17 protein-coding genes are annotated in these 17,621 nt (G+C 52.5%); 7 read left to right on the top strand and 10 right to left on the bottom strand.

Annotated features, from left to right (window positions below):
- Positions 1-843 carry an envelope biogenesis factor ElyC gene (gene elyC, locus ACVB80_RS04665; RefSeq protein ID WP_481080108.1) on the bottom strand — a complete coding sequence of 281 codons (843 nt, stop codon included), beginning with the start codon at positions 841-843 and terminating at the stop codon, positions 1-3.
- 115 nt (positions 844-958) lie between these two features.
- Between elyC and cmoM the strand changes: the two genes are divergently transcribed.
- From cmoM to ACVB80_RS04640, 5 genes are all read left to right on the top strand, one after another.
- Entirely contained in the window at positions 959-1,753 is a 795-nt protein-coding gene (cmoM, locus tag ACVB80_RS04660; RefSeq protein WP_481080107.1) for a tRNA uridine 5-oxyacetic acid(34) methyltransferase CmoM, read from the top strand.
- Between the two features lie 2 nt (positions 1,754-1,755).
- Entirely contained in the window at positions 1,756-3,093 is a 1,338-nt protein-coding gene (mukF, locus tag ACVB80_RS04655) for a chromosome partition protein MukF (RefSeq protein ID WP_481080106.1), read from the top strand.
- A complete protein-coding gene (gene mukE, locus ACVB80_RS04650; RefSeq protein WP_481080105.1) occupies positions 3,074-3,781 on the top strand; it encodes a chromosome partition protein MukE in 708 nt (235 codons plus the stop codon). Before mukF ends, mukE begins: the two co-directional genes overlap by 20 nt.
- Positions 3,778-8,232: a chromosome partition protein MukB gene (gene mukB / locus ACVB80_RS04645; protein ID WP_481080104.1), complete on the top strand. Its 4,455-nt coding sequence runs from the start codon at positions 3,778-3,780 to the stop codon at positions 8,230-8,232. Before mukE ends, mukB begins: the two co-directional genes overlap by 4 nt.
- A gap of 245 nt (positions 8,233-8,477) precedes the next feature.
- Positions 8,478-8,939, top strand: coding sequence for an outer membrane beta-barrel protein (locus ACVB80_RS04640; RefSeq protein ID WP_481080103.1), 462 nt, complete (start codon positions 8,478-8,480; stop codon positions 8,937-8,939).
- Here the strand turns inward: ACVB80_RS04640 and ACVB80_RS04635 are convergent.
- The 6 genes from ACVB80_RS04635 to ACVB80_RS04610 all read right to left on the bottom strand — a co-directional run bounded on the left by ACVB80_RS04635 (position 8,907) and on the right by ACVB80_RS04610 (position 13,616).
- Positions 8,907-9,767, bottom strand: a complete 861-nt coding sequence (locus ACVB80_RS04635) for a mechanosensitive ion channel family protein (RefSeq protein ID WP_481080102.1) — start codon at positions 9,765-9,767, stop codon at positions 8,907-8,909. The genes ACVB80_RS04640 and ACVB80_RS04635 overlap by 33 nt on opposite strands.
- Positions 9,768-9,876: 109 nt before the next feature.
- Positions 9,877-10,395, bottom strand: a complete 519-nt coding sequence (locus ACVB80_RS04630; RefSeq protein WP_481080101.1) for a type II secretion system protein — start codon at positions 10,393-10,395, stop codon at positions 9,877-9,879.
- 132 nt (positions 10,396-10,527) lie between these two features.
- Complete coding sequence (locus tag ACVB80_RS04625; protein ID WP_481080100.1) at positions 10,528-11,820, bottom strand: serine hydrolase domain-containing protein; 1,293 nt, start codon at positions 11,818-11,820, stop codon at positions 10,528-10,530.
- A 94-nt stretch (positions 11,821-11,914) separates the two neighbouring features.
- On the bottom strand, positions 11,915-12,547 hold the full coding sequence (locus ACVB80_RS04620) for a YdcF family protein (RefSeq protein ID WP_481080099.1): 633 nt from the start codon (positions 12,545-12,547) through the stop codon (positions 11,915-11,917).
- Complete coding sequence (locus ACVB80_RS04615; protein WP_481080098.1) at positions 12,544-13,377, bottom strand: NAD(P)H-binding protein; 834 nt, start codon at positions 13,375-13,377, stop codon at positions 12,544-12,546. The genes ACVB80_RS04620 and ACVB80_RS04615 overlap by 4 nt, the downstream gene beginning before the upstream one ends.
- Entirely contained in the window at positions 13,377-13,616 is a 240-nt protein-coding gene (locus ACVB80_RS04610) for a TIGR02647 family protein (RefSeq protein ID WP_481080097.1), read from the bottom strand. Before ACVB80_RS04610 ends, ACVB80_RS04615 begins: the two co-directional genes overlap by 1 nt.
- Positions 13,617-13,965: 349 nt before the next feature.
- Between ACVB80_RS04610 and focA the strand changes: the two genes are divergently transcribed.
- Positions 13,966-14,811 carry a formate transporter FocA gene (gene focA / locus ACVB80_RS04605; RefSeq protein ID WP_481080096.1) on the top strand — a complete coding sequence of 282 codons (846 nt, stop codon included), beginning with the start codon at positions 13,966-13,968 and terminating at the stop codon, positions 14,809-14,811.
- Between the two features lie 80 nt (positions 14,812-14,891).
- Here focA and ACVB80_RS04600 read toward each other — a convergent pair whose 3' ends face one another.
- From ACVB80_RS04600 to ACVB80_RS04590, 3 genes are all read right to left on the bottom strand, one after another.
- On the bottom strand, positions 14,892-15,074 hold the full coding sequence (locus tag ACVB80_RS04600; protein WP_481080095.1) for a hypothetical protein: 183 nt from the start codon (positions 15,072-15,074) through the stop codon (positions 14,892-14,894).
- Positions 15,075-15,433: 359 nt separating this feature from the next.
- The gene (locus ACVB80_RS04595; RefSeq protein ID WP_481080094.1) at positions 15,434-16,048 is read right to left on the bottom strand and encodes a DJ-1/PfpI family protein; all 615 of its coding nucleotides are present in this window, start codon (positions 16,046-16,048) and stop codon (positions 15,434-15,436) included.
- A gap of 66 nt (positions 16,049-16,114) precedes the next feature.
- A complete protein-coding gene (locus ACVB80_RS04590; RefSeq protein ID WP_481080093.1) occupies positions 16,115-16,903 on the bottom strand; it encodes an ABC transporter permease in 789 nt (262 codons plus the stop codon).
- A gap of 508 nt (positions 16,904-17,411) precedes the next feature.
- Between ACVB80_RS04590 and torE the strand changes: the two genes are divergently transcribed.
- On the top strand, positions 17,412-17,588 hold the full coding sequence (torE, locus tag ACVB80_RS04585; protein WP_481080092.1) for a trimethylamine N-oxide reductase system protein TorE: 177 nt from the start codon (positions 17,412-17,414) through the stop codon (positions 17,586-17,588).
- The last annotated feature ends 33 nt before the right edge of the window (positions 17,589-17,621 follow it).

Raw genomic sequence — 17,621 nt, 5'->3', positions numbered from 1 at the left:
TTACTCCATCGGAGAAACTTCCGTTGCAGGAGTTGTTGTGGTTGGCGCTGCGTTGGTGGATGCTGAAGCCTGACTATGAGTGTCGGCTGCAAAATCTCTCAGGCCGCTCCACAGCTGGCCCATGGTTTCATGCCAGTAGGTTTCGCTCCACTCCAGGTATTTGGCTGACGGGCGGTAGCGGTTCCATGCCTGCATCTGTGCATCGTGTGCCAGGAAATTAGTCGGGGCAGGGATTGGGTCCAGGCCTGCATCATGGAACTCATTCATCGCGCGCTCCATGTGGCTGGCAGAGGTCACCAGTACCATGCGTTTGCGTGAAACAAACACGGCGGCCTGGCGTGCTTCTTCCCAGGTGTCTTTGGCGGTTTCAAGCAGCACAATATCGGTTTTGGGTACGCCGAGCGCCAGTGCAACTCTGGCCATCATGCGGGCGTGACTGATTTCTGAGCCCCCGGCATAACCTGAGAGGATCAGTTTGGAGCCCGGATACATTCTCAAAATCCGGATCCCTTCAGTCAGGCGCATCAGAGCTATCCTGCTCAGCTCAGAGGTGGGCGGAATATCGTCATCGACAATATGGCCGTTCCCCAGCACCATCACGTAATCAATCGTTCCTTCGACCGGAAGAAAGCCTTTGTACTGGCGTTCAAGTGGCATCAGGAGCTTAGAGGCGACAGGCTGGAAAGAGGCAAGGAAGATGCCGGTAAACGACATCAGAATGATTGCGCAGCCCGTGGCTCGTCTTGAGGTGAATGCCACCAGTATCAGCCCCAGCATGCCCAGGATAAGCAGGGCAGGCAATGGCATCAGCAGGGAAGCAAACACTTTTTTCAGCTCAAACATATACAAATAGTCCGAAAAATCATCACTTGGTTATGAAAAAGGCACACAGACCTTTATTAGTTGAAATCCTGTGCCAGAATAGGCGGCACGATTAGACATGATAACCTAAGCCGCCGTGAGAGAAGATCGCAATTTCGACGATATTGCCCACAAATTCGCAAAAAATATTTACCAGACGGGTAAGGGTGATATCCGACAAGTCATTGTTTGGGAAGATTTAGTTTACGCCCTTAACCTTCTTAATGATAGAGAACAAACCCTGAATGTGCTCGACGCAGGTGGCGGGTTGGGTCAGATGTCGCAAAAAATTGCTGAGCGCGGGCACCAGATCACATTATGTGACCTCTCTTCACAAATGCTGACGCTCGCCAAAGAGGACATTGAAAAGAACGGGCTGCTTGAGCAGTATCGCCTGATTCATTGTCCGGCTCAGGAAGTGGACCAGCACCTGGACACCCAGGTGGATCTGGTGCTGTTTCACGCCGTGATGGAGTGGCTTGCTGAGCCCCGCGCTGTACTTGAAAAAGTCCTTGAGCAGGTTAAACCGGGTGGAGTGGCATCGGTGATGTTCTACAACCACCACGGCCTGGTCTACAAAAATGTGGTGTGTGGCAACATTCCGCACGTGCTGAATGGCATGCCACACCGCAAGCGCTTTAAGCTGCAGCCACAGCAGGGACTGATACCGGAAGACGTTTACCAGTGGATAGGACAGTCCGGATTTGATATAGAAGTCAAATCTGGCATTCGCTGTTTCCATGATTATATAGGTAATCACCAGTATATGGGCGATTACCAGCCTGAGGACGTACTGGCTCTCGAAAGAAAGCTGTGTCGTCAGGAGCCATACCGCTCTCTGGGCCGCTACATTCATGTACTGGCCCGGAAGAAAGAACAACAACAGGACTGACAATGAGTGAATTTTCACAGGATGTTGCTGAGCAGCCAATCGATGAATTGGTCGGCTGGGTTAAGCAACACGATTTCTCATTGAGCTTATCGACAGAGCGCCTGGCTTTTTTGATCGCGTTAGCTGTATTAAGCAATGAAAGATTTGATGAAGAGCTGGGCGAAGGGGAGCTGCATGACGCGTTCTCTATTGTCACCCGCTTTTTTGAGCAAACCGGAGAAGCATCGGCGTTTCGCGCCAACAATGCTATTAACGAAATGGTGCGCCAGCGCCTGTTAAGCCGGTTTACCAGTGAGATGACCGAAGGGGCGAGCATCTATCGTCTCAGCCCGCTGGCTGTCGGTATCACTGATTACTATGTACGCCACCGTGAGTTCTCCAAACTCCGGCTCTCTATTCAGCTCTCTATGGTTGCTGATGAGATGGAAAAAGCCATCGCCGCAGCCAAAGAAGGTGGTACTCCGGGGCACTGGAAGAAAAACGTATACGGCGTGCTGAAGTACTCGGTTGGCGAGATCTTTGACCAGATCGACCTTAACCAGCGTGTCATGGACGAGCAGCAGCAGTCGGTTAAAGACCAGATTGCAGAGCTGTTAAACCAGGACTGGCGCGAAGCGATTAGCAGTTGTGAATCGCTGCTGACCGAGACGTCCGACACCCTTCGTGAGTTGCAGGACACCCTGCAGGCTGCGGGGGATGAGATGCAGACTCAGCTGCTGGACATTCAGGAGCTGGTTTACGGCCAGAGTGAGCTGGAGTTTATCGAAGAGACCCTGTATGGGCTGCAGATGAAGCTCGATCGCATCGTAAGTTGGGGACAGCAGGCGATCGATCTCTGGATCGGTTACGACCGTCACGTACACAAATTTATCCGTACCGCGATTGATATGGATAAGAACCGGGCCTTCAGCCAGCGCCTGCGTCAGTCGATTAAAGACTACTTCGATGCGCCGTGGCAGCTGACGTTCGCCGATGCCGAGCGACTGCGCGATATGCGCGACGAAGCGCTGGTACTGCGTAATGACGAGGTCACCGGTGAAGTGCCACTGGACGTGGAATACGAAGAATTCGAACAGGTAAATGATGAGTTGTCCGAGCGGATCGCGGCAATGCTTAAAGTACACAAAGAGCAGGGCGCACCGATTGACCTTGGTCTGGTGCTGCGCGACTACCTCGCCGCTCACCCGCAAACACATCATTTCGATTTAGCCAGAATCGTTGTCGACCAGGCGGTACGCCTGGGTTACTCAGAGTCAGATTACCGTGCGATTCAGCCGGACTGGCAGGCCATCAACGATTTTGGTGCAAAGGTACAAGCAAATGTCATCGACAAATACTGAAGAATATATGCCAGAGAAACTGGCTAAAGCGATTTCAAATCCGCTGTTTCCTGCGCTCGACAGCGCGCTGCGTGCAGGCCGTCATATCTCATCTGAAGATCTGGATAACCACGCCCTGCTGTGTGACTTTGAAACCGAACTGGCGCTGTTTTACCAGCGCTACAACACCGAACTGGTAAAAGCGCCGGAAGGCTTTTTCTACCTGCGCCCGCGCTCCACTTCCCTGATTGGCCGCAGCGTTCTGTCTGAACTGGATATGCTGGTGGGTAAAGTACTCTGTTTCCTTTACCTCAGCCCTGAGCGCCTGGCACACGAAGGCATCTTCACTAACCAGGAGCTGTATGACGAACTGCTGGCCCTGGCAGACGAGAAGAAGCTGATGAAGCTGGCGACCAACCGCGCCAGTGGCTCTGACCTTGATAAAGAGAAGCTGTTTGAGAAAGTACGTACCTCGCTGCGCCGTCTGCGCCGTCTGGGCATGCTGATCTCAATTGGTGACAGCGGTAAGTTCCGCATCAGCGAAGCGGTGTTCCGCTTTGGTGCGGATGTTCGTGTGGGCGACGATGTACGCGAAGCGCAGCTGCGTCTGATCCGTGACGGTGAAGCCGTGGTGCATCAGCAGGAGCCGAGTCAGGCAAGCCTGCTTGATGAGCAGGAGCAACAGGATACAGAAGGTGAAGAAGCATGATTGAAAGAGGTAAATATCAATCACTGACCATGGTTAACTGGAACGGCTTTTTTGCCCGTACCTTTGATATCGACAATCTGGTCACCACGCTGTCCGGCGGTAACGGTGCAGGTAAATCGACCACAATGGCGGCGTTTATCACTGCACTGATCCCGGATCAGAGCCTGCTTCACTTCCGTAACACCACCGAAGCGGGCAGCTCTCAGGCGTCACGCGACAAGGGCCTGTACGGTAAGCTTCAGCCAGGTTCCTGTTACGCGGCTCTGGATGTTGTGAACTCCCGTAACCAGCGTGTGTTGTTTGCCGTGCGCCTGCAGCAGGTTGCCGGTCGTGACAAGAAAGTAGACATCAAGCCGTTTGTGATTCAGGGCCTGCCAAGCCATATCAAGCCGACCGATGTTCTTATTGAGACTGTTTCTGAAAAGCACGCCCGCGTTCGCCAGGTGAACGAGGTAAAAGAGTGCGTGGCAGAGATGGAAGGCGTGCAGTACAAGGCTTTCAACTCGGTGGTGGAATACCACTCAGTGATGTTTGAGCTGGGCGTACTGCCGAAGAAACTGCGTAACAGCAGTGACCGTTCCAAGTTCTACCGTTTGATCGAAGCGTCGCTGTACGGCGGTATTTCAAGCGCGATCACCCGCTCACTGCGTGACTACCTGCTGCCGCAAAACGGCGGGGTTAAGAAAGCGTTCCAGGATATGGAATCGGCGCTGCGTGAAAACCGCATGACGCTGGAAGCGATCAAAACCACCCAGGCAGACCGTGACCTGTTTAAACACCTGATCACCGAATCGACCAACTACGTGGCGGCAGACTATATGCGCCACGCCAACGAGCGCCGCAGCAAACTGGAACAGACCATGGCGCTGCGCAGCGAGCTGTTTGGTTCACGTGAGACTCTGGTCAGCCAGAATGAACTGCTTGGCCGCGTTCAGGAAGAGCTGAGCATGCTGATCGAGCAGGAGTCGGGCCTTGAGCAGGATCATCAGGCCGCTCAGGATCATCTTCAGCTGGTTCAGAATGCCCTGCGCCAGCAGGAGAAGATCGCCCGCTACCAGGAAGATCTGGAAGAGCTGAGCGAGCGCCTGGAAGAGCAGGTGATGGTGGTTGAAGAAGCCGCCGAGCGCGTAGCCATGGCTGAAGAGCAGGCTTTGGTCGGCGAAGAAGAAGTTGACAGCCTGAAAACCCAGCTGGCCGATTACCAGCAGGCGCTGGACGTGCAGCAGACCCGTGCACTTCAGTACCAGCAGGCGCTGAAAGCGCTGGAGAAAGCCCGTCAGGCGAGTGGCTTTGACGGTCTGGATAAAGACAACGCCGCGACCCTGGTTGCTGAGCTTAAGCAGCAGGAAAGCGACAAGACTGAGCAGCTTCTGGCGAAAAAACACCAGCTGGATCTCTCCTCTGCGGCTGCAGAGCAGTTTGACCAGGCTTACCGCCTGATCCGCGATATCGCTGGCGAAGTTGCCCGTGGTGAGGCAGCAGCCAAAGCGAAACAGGTTCTGGAGCAGGGCGCCAATGCCCGCCGTCAGCTGGAAAACGAAGCTCAGCTTCGCTCGTCGTTCAATGACCTGGAGCGCCGGGTAAATCAGCAGGCACAGGTGCGCAAGCTGGTGGACGGGTACCAGAAACAGCATCAGAGCGTGCTGGAAGATGAACTGAGCGTAGAGCAGGAGAGCGAGCGTCACGCGGCTCGCGTTGAAAGCCTGGAACACGAGCAGGAAGTGCTGCGTGAATCGCGCAGTGAACTTCGCCGCGCAGAGCAGGACTGCGATGCCGGAATCAAAAAATACGAAGCTATTGCCCCGGGCTGGATTGCAGCGAACGACGCACTGGAGAAATTGCGTGAGCAGACCGGTGCAGAGCTTGCTGACAGCCAGTCAGTAATGAGCCAGATGCAGCAGGTGATGGAAGAGGAAAAAGCCCAGTCCATCGCCAAAGACAAGCTTGCAGAGCAGCGCACTCAGCTTGAGTCGGAAATTGAGCGTCTGGCTTCGCCGGGCGGTTCAAACGACCCGCGCCTGAAAGGCCTGGCCGATACCGTTGGTGGTGTGCTGCTGTCTGAAATCTACGATGACATCACCATTGATGATGCGCCTTACTTCAGTGCCATGTATGGCCCGGCCCGTCACGCGATTGTTGTGTCTGATCTGGATGGCATTAAAGAGAAGCTGGTTGAACTGGACGACTGTCCGGAAGATCTCTACATCATCGAAGGTGACGTGGATGCCTTTGATGACAGCTCGTTTAATGCCGATGAGCTGGAAGGCGCAGTATGCGTGCAGCTCAATGACCGTCAGATGCGTTACTCCCGCTTTCCGGAAATTCCTCTGTTTGGCCGCGCAGCGCGCGAGCAGCGCCTGGAGCTTCTGCGTGAGCAGCGCGATGAAGTGGTGGAAGCCCACGCTAAAGCCGCGTTTGATGCGCAGAAACTGCAGCGTCTGTACCAGGCATTCAACGAGTTTGTTGCTAAGCATATTTCGGTAGCGTTTGAAGCCGATCCTGAGCAGCAGCTGCAGATCATCCGTGATAAGCGCAGCCAGGTAATGCGTGAGCTGAACGAACTGAGCAGCAAAGAGCAGCAGCAACGCTCGCAGCTTACCGCGAGCAAACAGGCTCTGAGCAGCCTGGACAAGATCGCCCCGGTGATCGGCTCACTGGAAGATGACACCCTGAGTGAACGTCACCAGGAGCTGGAGCAGAAGCTTTCTGAGCTGTCGGAACATAAAGCCTTTATCAGCCAGTTTGGCCGCAAGCTCGATGAGCTGGCGAAATGCGTTAACGCACTGAGCGGTGACCCGGAGCAGTTTGATGCCCTGAAGCACGCTTATGAGCAGGCGAACAGCGAGCTGCAGCAGATCAAGGCAACCCTGTTTGCCCTGGCCGATCTGCATGAGCGCCGTCATCACTTTGCTTACGCTGACTCAGTAGACCTGCTGAGTAAGAGCAGCGAGCTGAGTGAGCAGCTGAAAGCCAAACTGGTGAGCGCTGAAGCCCAGCGTGGCAAAGCCCGTGAAGCACTGAAACAGGCACAGGCACAGCTGAGCCAGTACAACCAGGTGATGGCATCGCTTAAGAGTTCTCACCAGGCAAAAGCGGAAACCATGCAGGAGTTCCGCCAGGAGCTGGCGGAATACGGTGTTCAGGCCGACGAGTCTGCGCTGGAGCGTGCTGAGCGTCGCCGGGCAGAACTGAACGAGCGTCTGCATACCTCGCGTAACCGTAAGAGTGAGCTGGAACGTACCATCACTTCGACAGAACTTGAGATGAAGGGGCTGGTTAAGCGCCTGAAGAAAGTTCAGAAAGAGTATGCCGAGCTGCGCACCTTTGTCGTCGCAGCGAAAGCAGGCTGGTGCAGCGTGATGCGTCTGGCGCGTGCCAACGACGTTGAGCGTCGTCTGCACCGCCGTGAACTGGCTTACATGGGCGCTGATGAACTGCGCTCCATGTCAGATAAATCGCTGGGTGCGCTGCGTCTGGCCGTTGCTGACAACGACGATCTGCGTGATGCACTGCGCGCGTCAGAAGACAACAGCCGCCCTGAGCGCAAAGTCCTGTTCTATATCGCGGTCTACCAGCATCTGCGTGAGCGTATTCGTCACGATATTATCCGTACTGACGATCCGGTAGAAGCGATCGAAGAGATGGAAGTGGAGCTGGCGCGTCTGACTGAAGAGCTGACCCAGCGTGAGCACCGTCTGGCGATCAGTTCTGAGTCTGTTGCGGCAATCATCAAGAAGACTATTCAGCGTGAGCAGAACCGTATCCGTATGCTCAACCAGGGTCTGTCTAACATCTCGTTTGGCCAGGTGAAAGGCGTGCGTCTGAACGTCAATGTGCGTGAGAGCCACCAGGTACTGCTGGATGGCCTTGCTGAGCAGCAGGCACAGCACAAAGACCTGTTTGAAAGCCCGCGTTACACCTTCTCTGAGGCGATGGCGAAACTGTTCCAGCGCGTGAACCCGCATATCGATATGGGCCAGCGTTCACCTCAGGTACTGGGTGAAGAGCTGCTGGACTACCGTAACTACCTCGAGCTGAGCGTTGAAGTTAACCGTGGCTCTGACGGCTGGCTGCAGGCGGAGTCGGGCGCACTGTCGACCGGTGAAGCGATCGGTACCGGCCAGTCTATCCTGCTGATGGTAGTGCAGAGCTGGGAAGAAGAGTCCCGTCGTCTGCGCAGCAAAGATATCCTGCCGTGTCGTCTGCTGTTCCTTGATGAGGCCGCGCGACTCGATGCCAAGTCTATTTCGACCCTGTTCGAGCTGTGTGACCGCCTCGATATGCAGTTGCTGATCGCAGCACCGGAAAACATCAGTCCCGAGAAGGGCACCACCTACAAGCTGGTGCGTAAAGTCTTCAAAGATCACGAACACGTTCATGTTGTTGGCCTGAAAGGTTTTGGTGAGAAACCCAAAACCGCTACTGAGCAGCTTCTTGAAGAGGTGATCTAGCTTTTCGTCATTAGTTGCTTATCAAGCCGTCTGTTAAAGGCGGCTTTTTTTTGCTCTCATTTTATCGAAAGTTATATACGAAAACCCTTTCAATAAAAGCAGACTGAGTTGCTGATTATCAGACCATGATCAAACGCCCCTCACAGCAGGGGCGTTTATTTTTATAATTTAATTGTACGCTGTTCAAAATGGGAGTAGTATGCCCGTCATGTAAATGAACGCTGTTCAATTGATAAGGAACCGGTATGAAAAAATCACTGCTCTCTCTGGCCGCAGGGCTGTTGTTTGTAACGCAGGCAAGCGCTGAGGAATTTACCCTTGGCTATGCAACGCTTGAAGATGGTGCGGGAAAGAGCTGGCATGGCGCGTCACTGACCGGGCTGATGCCAGGCGGTCAGTCTGACTTTATGATGTCAACAACACTGTTTTCCGGTGAAGAGGGCAACATGTTATGGACGTTAAACAGCGGCCCGAACTGGCGGGTGACCGATCAGTTTTCCCTGTATGTTCTGGGTGGTATCGCTTATCTGGATACAGATAACGCGCAGCACAGTACCGGAAATCTGGGTTTTAACTTTGGCGGGGGAATGCGGTTTTATCTTGGCCCGCGTTTAATTCTTAATGCGGGCCTTGAGAAGAGTCTGGTCAGCAACCACTACGTCAGCAATCCGACCTCATTCAACATCGGCCTCGGCTGGGCGTTCTGACATTCGTTGCTGGTACAGGTTCATGAAATCTTCCCTGATCATCTGCTCCAGCTCGCAGGCCCGTTCGGTCGGGCAGAACAGCATAAAGTGCACCAGCTGTTCGCCGGTAGCAGTGGTGGAAATATCTATGTGTGGTTCAGCGCCGGGCAGGTCGACACCCGCGTGGCGTTCAATGACATCGTTGTAGCGCCGGGCGATGTCGATAAAGTCTTCACAATGGTCATCAATTTTCGCCAGCATCTGTGGCAGCAGTGGATAGAGGTTGTGGAACTCTTTCACCGTGATGCTGAAGTTGTGATAGACGTAGCGCTTCATAAAGTTGAGGTTTTTCACCGGGGTGGTGAAGAACATGCTGTTGGGCAGCGTGGCCGTTTTGCCGGTGTAATGGTAGCGGCCATGATGCAGGTCAATTTCCTGGACTACGGTAGCGATCAGGTTGTGTTCAATCACTTCACCACATACCGTCCCGGCCTCTATCCAGTCTCCAACACGGAATGAACGCGAACTTGCGCGCTGAATCGAGCCGGTAATACACAGGATAATTTCCTTGGAAGCGACCACTATCGCCACGGCAATCGCGGTCAGTGACAGGGCAAACTCTTTAATCTCACTCCCCCAGATCACGAACAACAGAATAACCGCTACGGCAAAGGTGCCGTTCTTGGTGCGGGAGATCCAGGTACGCTGCGTTTGGCTGAGGAAGTTAGCGTCCCCGCGGATACAGGTGATAGCGATCTGACGGGTGACAATGACGATGCCAATCAGCAGGATACTCAGTACCAGTTGATTGGCCAGCAGGAGGTCGATATAGGTTTGAAGTTCTGACACGTATAAGGCCTGAATTTTGTTCGTTCAGGCCAATATACTAAATCGCAGGTGTGCTGAGTAGTTCAATCAGGCAGAGGACTGTGCGCGGTATGCTGAGGATCACATACACTCAGCAACCCTCGTAGAAGCGATTGACAGTGAGCTCTCCGAGTTCACGGGTTCCGGCTGCGGTATTGACAATTAATATGCGTGAGAGTTGAACAAAACACATCGACATATGCAGTGCTTCTATGCCAGACAGGCCCTTTATCGGGAAGGACACAAATACAGTCGGAATATCACCACCGCGGGAGAAAAGCTCCAGCCTATCAATGTCCATCGCATTTTGCAGATTCCCGGGTGTGAGGAGAAGGTGCTCCTGCTGAACGTCCACGTTTGTACCTGGAATCGTTTCTATGGTATAGCCGCCACCAAGGTTATGGATGTGAGCTTTACCCATAGCAATCCCATCGGCGGCCTGAAAGGCACCGACAAAAGCATCCAGGCTGGCGATCTTAGCTTCCCTGCTCATTCCCAAAAACTTTGGAGCTGCGGTGACGGCAAGGATACCGAGCACAACAATTACCACTACCATCTCCAGCAGTGTAAAGCCATTCATTCGGCTGTTTTGAGTTGAGCGAGTGTTCATGTCTGTAAATCTTATAACGTGCGGTAATTTATACCGTACGGATTATGTGACAATTCTCTCAATAAGTACAGGCGGTTTTTGCTGGTACAAAAAAAGCCTCCGAAGAGGCTTTTTGAACAGGGTCGGTATTGATTAAAGCTTGTCAGCCGCATCAAAGATGGCTGGCAGCGCTTTGTAGAAGATCATCACAGCCATGCGCGGAGTTTCGGTTTGTGGATAGCCGCCGTTCATCGCAACGACTGTACCGGTTGCCTTATCCATTGCCACCACCTGACCGTGGATGCCAACCATTGCGATGATGCGACGGCCCGGAATGTCCAGTACGCGGAACTGGTCTTTGTACCAGCCGTCAGCCAGCGCAGATTCTTTGCCTTTCTTCCAGGCATTGCGCACGTCATCGTTGCCTTCCAGCAGGGCGTCGATGAACTTGGCAGGGATCACTTCTTCACCCATGTAGTTTTTACCATCGTTCATCAGAACGCGGCCCATACGTGCCAGATCTTTGGTTGCCGCGTTCAGGCCGCCTGACGCGACAGGGTAACCGCTTGCATCAGACATAAAGTGTGCGTTGTTTTCCATGCCCACTTTTTTCCAGATGCGGCTTTCCAGCATGTCTGCAAGGTTTTCGCCCGTAGCAGCTTCAACGATTTTGCCCAGGACTTCAGTGTTGATGCACTGGTAGTCGTATTTGCTGCCCATCGGCGCTTTCACATCGGTTACCAGTTTCATGTAGTCAGCAACACCGTTAGGGTACTGTGCAGACTTGTCGCCGTGCCAGCTTTGTGAGTCGGTCATGCGGACGTCCCACGATTTGTGGGGGGTAAGCTCGATCTTCAGGGAAGTTCGCATGTCTGCCACTTCCTGAACGGTCGCATCTTTCCATGCGCTGTCTTTTAGCCATGGCAGGTAGTGGGTCACTTTTTGGTCCATGTCCAGCTTACCTTCAGCAACGGCAACGGAAGCCAGCATAGAGGTAAAGGATTTGGTGACAGACATGTCAAGGTGAGTGGAGTTCTCATCCATACCGTTCCAATAGTGCTCGTGCACCAGTTGGTCACCTTTCAGTACCACCATTGAGTGGTTTTTCAGACGGTCACGCAGGAATGAGTTTAGCGACATGGTCTTATCCATGGCGTCTACAGTGATTTGATCAAAGTTCAGTTGCTTACCTGTTTTCAGCTCTTCAGGTGTAAGTACCGCTGAACCATCGCCCAGCAGTCCGGTTGAGATGTCGTAGGATGCGGTGAACTTGTAGGCGTTCGGGAAAGTCGATGCTGCGTACTCTGCGCCGTCCCAGTTTTGCTGGGTTACGGTCATCTGTGCTGCTTTCTCAAGAAAAGCCTGGTCAGCAGATTTAAACTCGGCAGCCTGCAGTGTGCCTGCCATCATCAGACCCATCAGGGCAGAAAGAATTGTTTTTTTCATTGTGTTTGCTTTCTTTGAAGTTATTGCCTGAAAGCAGATTACAGTTTGATGTCGAACCTTGCAAGAGATCTGGCTCAAACTTTTGTAAATATTTTTAAATGGGTAACGCTTTTATCACCTTATATGCCTGCATCACTTCATCCGGAACCTGCTGGGGGATCTGGAATCCTTTATCCGGGTAGGTCAGAACGCGTTCAAAATCGCCTGCCAGTGCCGGAATGACCAGGCTGGAAGGCAGTTCATCACTGAGATAGTCGCAAAATGAAGTGGGCGGTGCGATGGAGAGTACATGGGTGGTGTGATGTGGCCACTGTTTGAGAAAACTGGCGTAAGCCCGGCGCACCATGTAGGGCTTTTGTACCAGAATGAAGCGTTCGGGACAAAAGCCCACCTCTTCAAGCAGTTCTGCGGTGTAACGGATGTTCTCACCGGAGTTGGTGGAGCGGTTTTCGATCAGAATGTCGTGAGCCGGTACGCCTTTGTCCATAGCGATTTCGGCGAAAGCCTCGGCCTCGGATTTATCAAACATCCCTTCGGTAAACCGGCCAACCCCGCCGGAGAAGATCAGCTTGGGAGCGAATCCCTGCAGATAGAGGTCTGCGGCATATTCGGCTACCCGGGGATCGTTACTGCACATACAGAAGATGCAGTCACTCAGTTCAGGCTCATGATCCATTCGCATGTATTGCCACAGGGTATTGATGCTGGCGTAGATCCCTTTGCTCATAGTGCCTCACTGCAGTTGGGGTGGATAAATTGATAGCCGGCACAAAGCAGCTTATTCACGCAGATACGTTTGTCTGGTGTATCCGTTACCGGGGGCAGGGGCTGGGTACTTCCGGCCCGGTGCAGCGCGGTCTGGTAGAAACTGGCTTTGTCGGTGGTCTTTGGGCTGGTGGCGTTAACCACCTGGTTATGAAGGTGCTCAATGGCAAATTCAGTGATGGCCACCGCATCATCAAGATGCAGCATGTTGGCTGGTGCGGCGCGGCTGACCGTTGGTAGTTTTGTGGCAAACCGGGCCGGGTGACGGCCGGGACCAAACAGGCCCGATGCCCGGATAATGGAGTAATCCAGTCCGCTGTCGAGCACTGCCTGCTCAGCCGCCAGAATCAAGCGGGCCTTATCACTGAAGTCCGGATTATCTTTTGCAAGGGCCGCGCTGGCGTGGGCTTCGGTCATCAGGGCTGCCTTATCGGGATAGACGCTGGTGGCGCTGATCATAATAAGCTTTTTCACTCCGGCCCGGACGGCGGCATAACAGATAAGCTGCCATTGCTTGTCGTAGCAGGAATCAGGGTTTCGTCGAAAGCCGGGAGGGAAGGCACCGATCACCACATCAGACTGTTGGATGGCAAGCTTCTGTGCCAGCTGCTCAGTGTCTTTTGTGGTGGGGGCGTCCGGAAGCTGTAACAGAAAGCCGGTAATCCCTTCACTTTCCAGTTTACTGACCCCGGCTTCGCTTTGCCTGCTGGCGCAGACCTGGTACCGGTGGGCGCGGAGTGCTTTAGCCAGTGGTTTTCCCAGCCAGCCGGTACCAATGATGGTGACGTTCATCAGACTCTGGCGCTTAACACCCGCAGGATACGGTCAGCGTGCTCGGCCATCTCAATGCCTTCATCGGTCAGGTAGCCGCCGTCAGGCAGGGTGCAGAGGTTTTTCTCGTAGAGGCGCGTTACGGCTTGTTGCATTTCCTCGCTCGCATCATGATGCACTTTGATCCCGGTCGCTGCGCTGCTGATATCGAACTGAAGCAACAGGTTTAGCTCTGCGATATGGTCCTGGTCAAATTTCATGCTGTATTCCTTCTGTTATTGTTGTCCCCACCATAATTCAGCTGCCAGCCCTTATACAACCTCTGATTTACCGAAGTGTTATCCAGGCCGGTTTCGATGAAAAATGCACCAGGAGCAAGCCGGAAACGGCGTTATAGCCTGTTGTTATCCGGGCTGTGAATGAATCGGGCATCTCCTGAGCAATTTTCTTTAAAATCAGCTATTAACATATTTGTCTATATAGCTAAAAATTATCGAAAGGCATCACCTTTACAACATTTTAGGTTAACATGAAGAAATCCCTTGAAATTGATATGGAATAGGTGGATTATCCGCGCTCTTCCGTTTGTAACTAAATGTTTCCATACCCATGAACACCAACCAATTTGACTGTTTGCTGCCACCACAAATGGCAGAGCGTGCCGCAGAAGTCGGCGTATCTAAAGCCACCAAAGACCCGGTAAAATCTTTCCTTCTGGCGATCACCGCAGGTTTGCATATCGGAATTGCCTTTCTGTTTTATACCACCATTACTACCGGTGCAGAGGGCTTGCCGTGGGGTCTGACCCGCTTTATGGGCGGGCTGGCGTTCAGCCTGGGTCTGGTGTTGGTTATCATCACCGGTGGAGAGCTGTTCACAAGCTCGGTATTGACCCTGGTGGCACGCGCAAGTGGCAAAATCACCTGGCAGAGCCTGTTTAAAAACTGGCTGGTGGTGTACTGCGGTAACCTGATTGGTGCGTTGTTGCTGGTCGGTATCATGCTGACGGCCAAGCAGTATATGTTTGATGGCGGTCAGGTGGGTATCAATACTATGCACATCGCCCAGCATAAGCTGCATCATGATTTCTTCCAGGCGGTAGCGCTTGGGATCATGTGTAACGTACTGGTCTGTATTGCAGTGTGGATGACGTTCAGTGGCCGGACCCTGATGGATAAAATCATTGTGCTTATCCTGCCGGTAGCGATGTTTGTATCAGCGGGTTTTGAGCACTGTATTGCTAATATGTTCCAGGTGCCAATGGCGATTGGGATCAAAAACTTCGCTTCACCAGAGTTCTGGCAGATGACCGGTGCATCGGTGGCTGATTTTGCCGACCTGAACATGATTGGCTTTATTACCCATAACCTTATCCCGGTTACACTGGGTAACATTATCGGCGGCGGTCTGTTTGTGGGGATGGGTTACTGGCTGATTTATCTGAGAGAAGACTGATAACAGCCGAGTTGCAGTTTCGTCAATCACGAGAAGATTTCAGGCGCTGGCTGGTTTTACCGGTCAGCGTCTTTTTCTTATCAGTAGCTGTCGTTCAGGAAGTTGGCGGGGAAACGCTGGGCTTTTTCCTGATGCGGTAGGTACTCCAGGCTCAGACGGTGATCTTCTTCGCCTAACAGCCACTTTAGATCGGTTTTCAGCCAGTTCTCCGGGCCTGAGTCCGGCGACTTTCGGTTGTTGTAACCCGTTATTACTCTGTTCATGGTCAAACTCCATCTATACCCGGTATTTCACGGCTCTTTGCCTGTTAATGAGCAGAAGAGTAGCGACAAAGTATGACGGGTCGATGAAATCAGATAAAAGTTGAATGATGAATGGAGTAACCCTGCGAAAATGCGGCTAACGTACTGTATTTTTGTGGTTTTGGTTATCCACATTTTCTGTGGATAACTTGGTTAACAGCTTTATGTCACGGGCGCTGGAGGGGGAGTCAAGTGTGGATTTGTGTTTTTTGTACGTGCTTTGTATCCCCTGATATACAGGGGATAATGAACTGGCTGTGGTAGCTGGATTTACTTAACTTACTGTCATTTAGAGCTTTTTTGATGGAATGCTCAGTTAACTATGCGTCATGAGTGCAAAAAGGATCATTACCCGGATCCGGGTTCCACTGATATTCGGCCATGTTGGCGGTTTTTTCAGCAAACTCAGTCCCGAACAGCTTTGCCAACAGGGCAAGAGCCATATCCGTGCCGGCTGAGACACCGGAAGAAGTCATCCGGTTACCCGACTCTGACCAGCGGGCACTTCGTTGCCAGTCCACTTTATTACTCAGACCTGCAACCCAGTCAAAGGCGACTTTATTCGTCGTTGCCTGATGTCCGTCCAGCAGGCCTGCTTTGGCAAGCAGGGCAGAGCCAGTGCAGACAGAGGTCAGCCAGGTGACTTCCGTGCTTTTATGTTCAAGCCATTTCAGCAGGACAGGATTATTGACCTGTTCACGGGTGCCGAGCCCACCCGGTACCAGCAGGATGTCTGTATGGAAGTCGTCGTTAAAGCTGCGCTCGACCATACTGACCGGTCCGGCGGAGCTTTTTACCGGTTTTCCGTCTTCAGAGACAAAGTGAAGCTCAATCTCTTTTCCCAGGTGGCGGGCCATGCCAAACATTTCCAGCGGGCCGAAAACATCCAGCAGCTCGAAATCGTCAAAAAGGAGGGTTGTGATGGTTAGTGTCATAGTTGATTCCTCAGTGTCGGCGCCGAGGATATCCGCCTAATGTCATATTAGTGTCAGCACAGTGGCTTATTCTTCGATGGAGACGATAACCCTGCCTTCTTTGGTAAGAGTGCGTTTAAGGCTCATCTGCAGGGAAACAGCGAGCGATACTGTCATCATGACGAAAATCGCTATCATGATCACCAGCTGGTATTTAATGGCGATAAGCGGACTGGCGCCGCCGAGGATCTGGCCGGTCATCATACCCGGCAGGGTGACCAGACCTGTGGTGGTCATGGAAGCCAGAATCGGTGCCAGCGCTTTTTGCATTGCTTCACGAACGAAAGGTGCAGAAGCATAAAGCGGTGAGGCGCCAAGGGAAAGGGCACCCTCGTATTCTGCCTGGCGCTGCTTAAACGCGGTATAGAGGTTTTGCAGTGCGACAATGTTGCCGCTGAGGCTGTTACCCAGCAGCATGCCACACAGGGGGATCACGTACTGCGCGCTGTAAAAAGGCTGGGGTTTTACGATGACCAGGCAAAGCAGGGCGATAAGCGGAGTCAGCCCGGTGAGCAGTCCGCAGCTGACCGGGATAAACAATTTGTCTCTCGGCAGTTTGGCCTTGCCCGTGATGGCGCTGGCACCGATGGCAATCATCAGCGCGACCCAAATCAGGTTGACCCACCAGAGATTCAGTTCAAACACGAACTCCAGGTAAAGGCCGATCAGGATCAGCTGGATGGTCATCCGGGCTACACCTACTGCCATATCCCGGCCGAGTTCGAGGCGGTATTGGCGGTTTATCCATACCGGGATCAGCAGGGTGGTGGAAAACAGTGCCAGCATGCCCCAGCTGATATCGATTACTTGCTGCATCATTTTTCCTTTTTTTATAGTCAGTTATACCACAGTTTTGCTACTGCTGGCGGACATGACTTCTGCTTCCCGATGCTGGTGGTTGACTGGCTCACAGTAATAAGTGATGAGCTGCCCAAATCAGTGCATGAGAGATCGGTCTGTTAACGTTCCATTATCCACTGTGAAACATCTGAACGGTCAGTATCTTATTTCAGACGTCTGTAAAAAGCATTTTCTGGCGGTTCTGCCGGATGGCAAGCTTCTTTGGTTTTCATTTGTTTAACACTTGCAACTCTATGTTTACCTGATTAATTTGTCATATCTGTTCACATGTTTTCACAATAAAAAGTAACTCAATACATCTCCGTTTCACCTCAAAAAAGTGTTGAACAGCAAGGCTTAAAGCCTGTTTTTTGATTGCCGCTTTTGATTTCCATGTTCTAAAATTTATCAATATCCGTTGTGAGTGTATTCGGCAAATAAGCGGAATACGAACCGATTTATCACTTCATAAGCAGGCAATTGTATGAGTAATGTTAATAATGTGGAGTCAGAAGAAACCCGCTCACTTGAGTGGAGGTCATTTTTTCTGATCGCCGTCGTTCTCTTTCCGGTTCTGAGTGTGGCGCTAGTGGGCGGTTATGGATTTATCGTCTGGATGCTGCAGGTATTCGTGATGGGCCCTCCGGGCGTTCACGGCTGATCCTCTCTTCGAACTTTTGACCTCAATTTTTAA

The organism is Vibrio sp. 9-16B-A1 (assembly GCF_056726165.1).
Note: the sequence above shows the minus strand (reverse complement) of the source record. Positions and strands in the feature narration are given on the sequence as shown.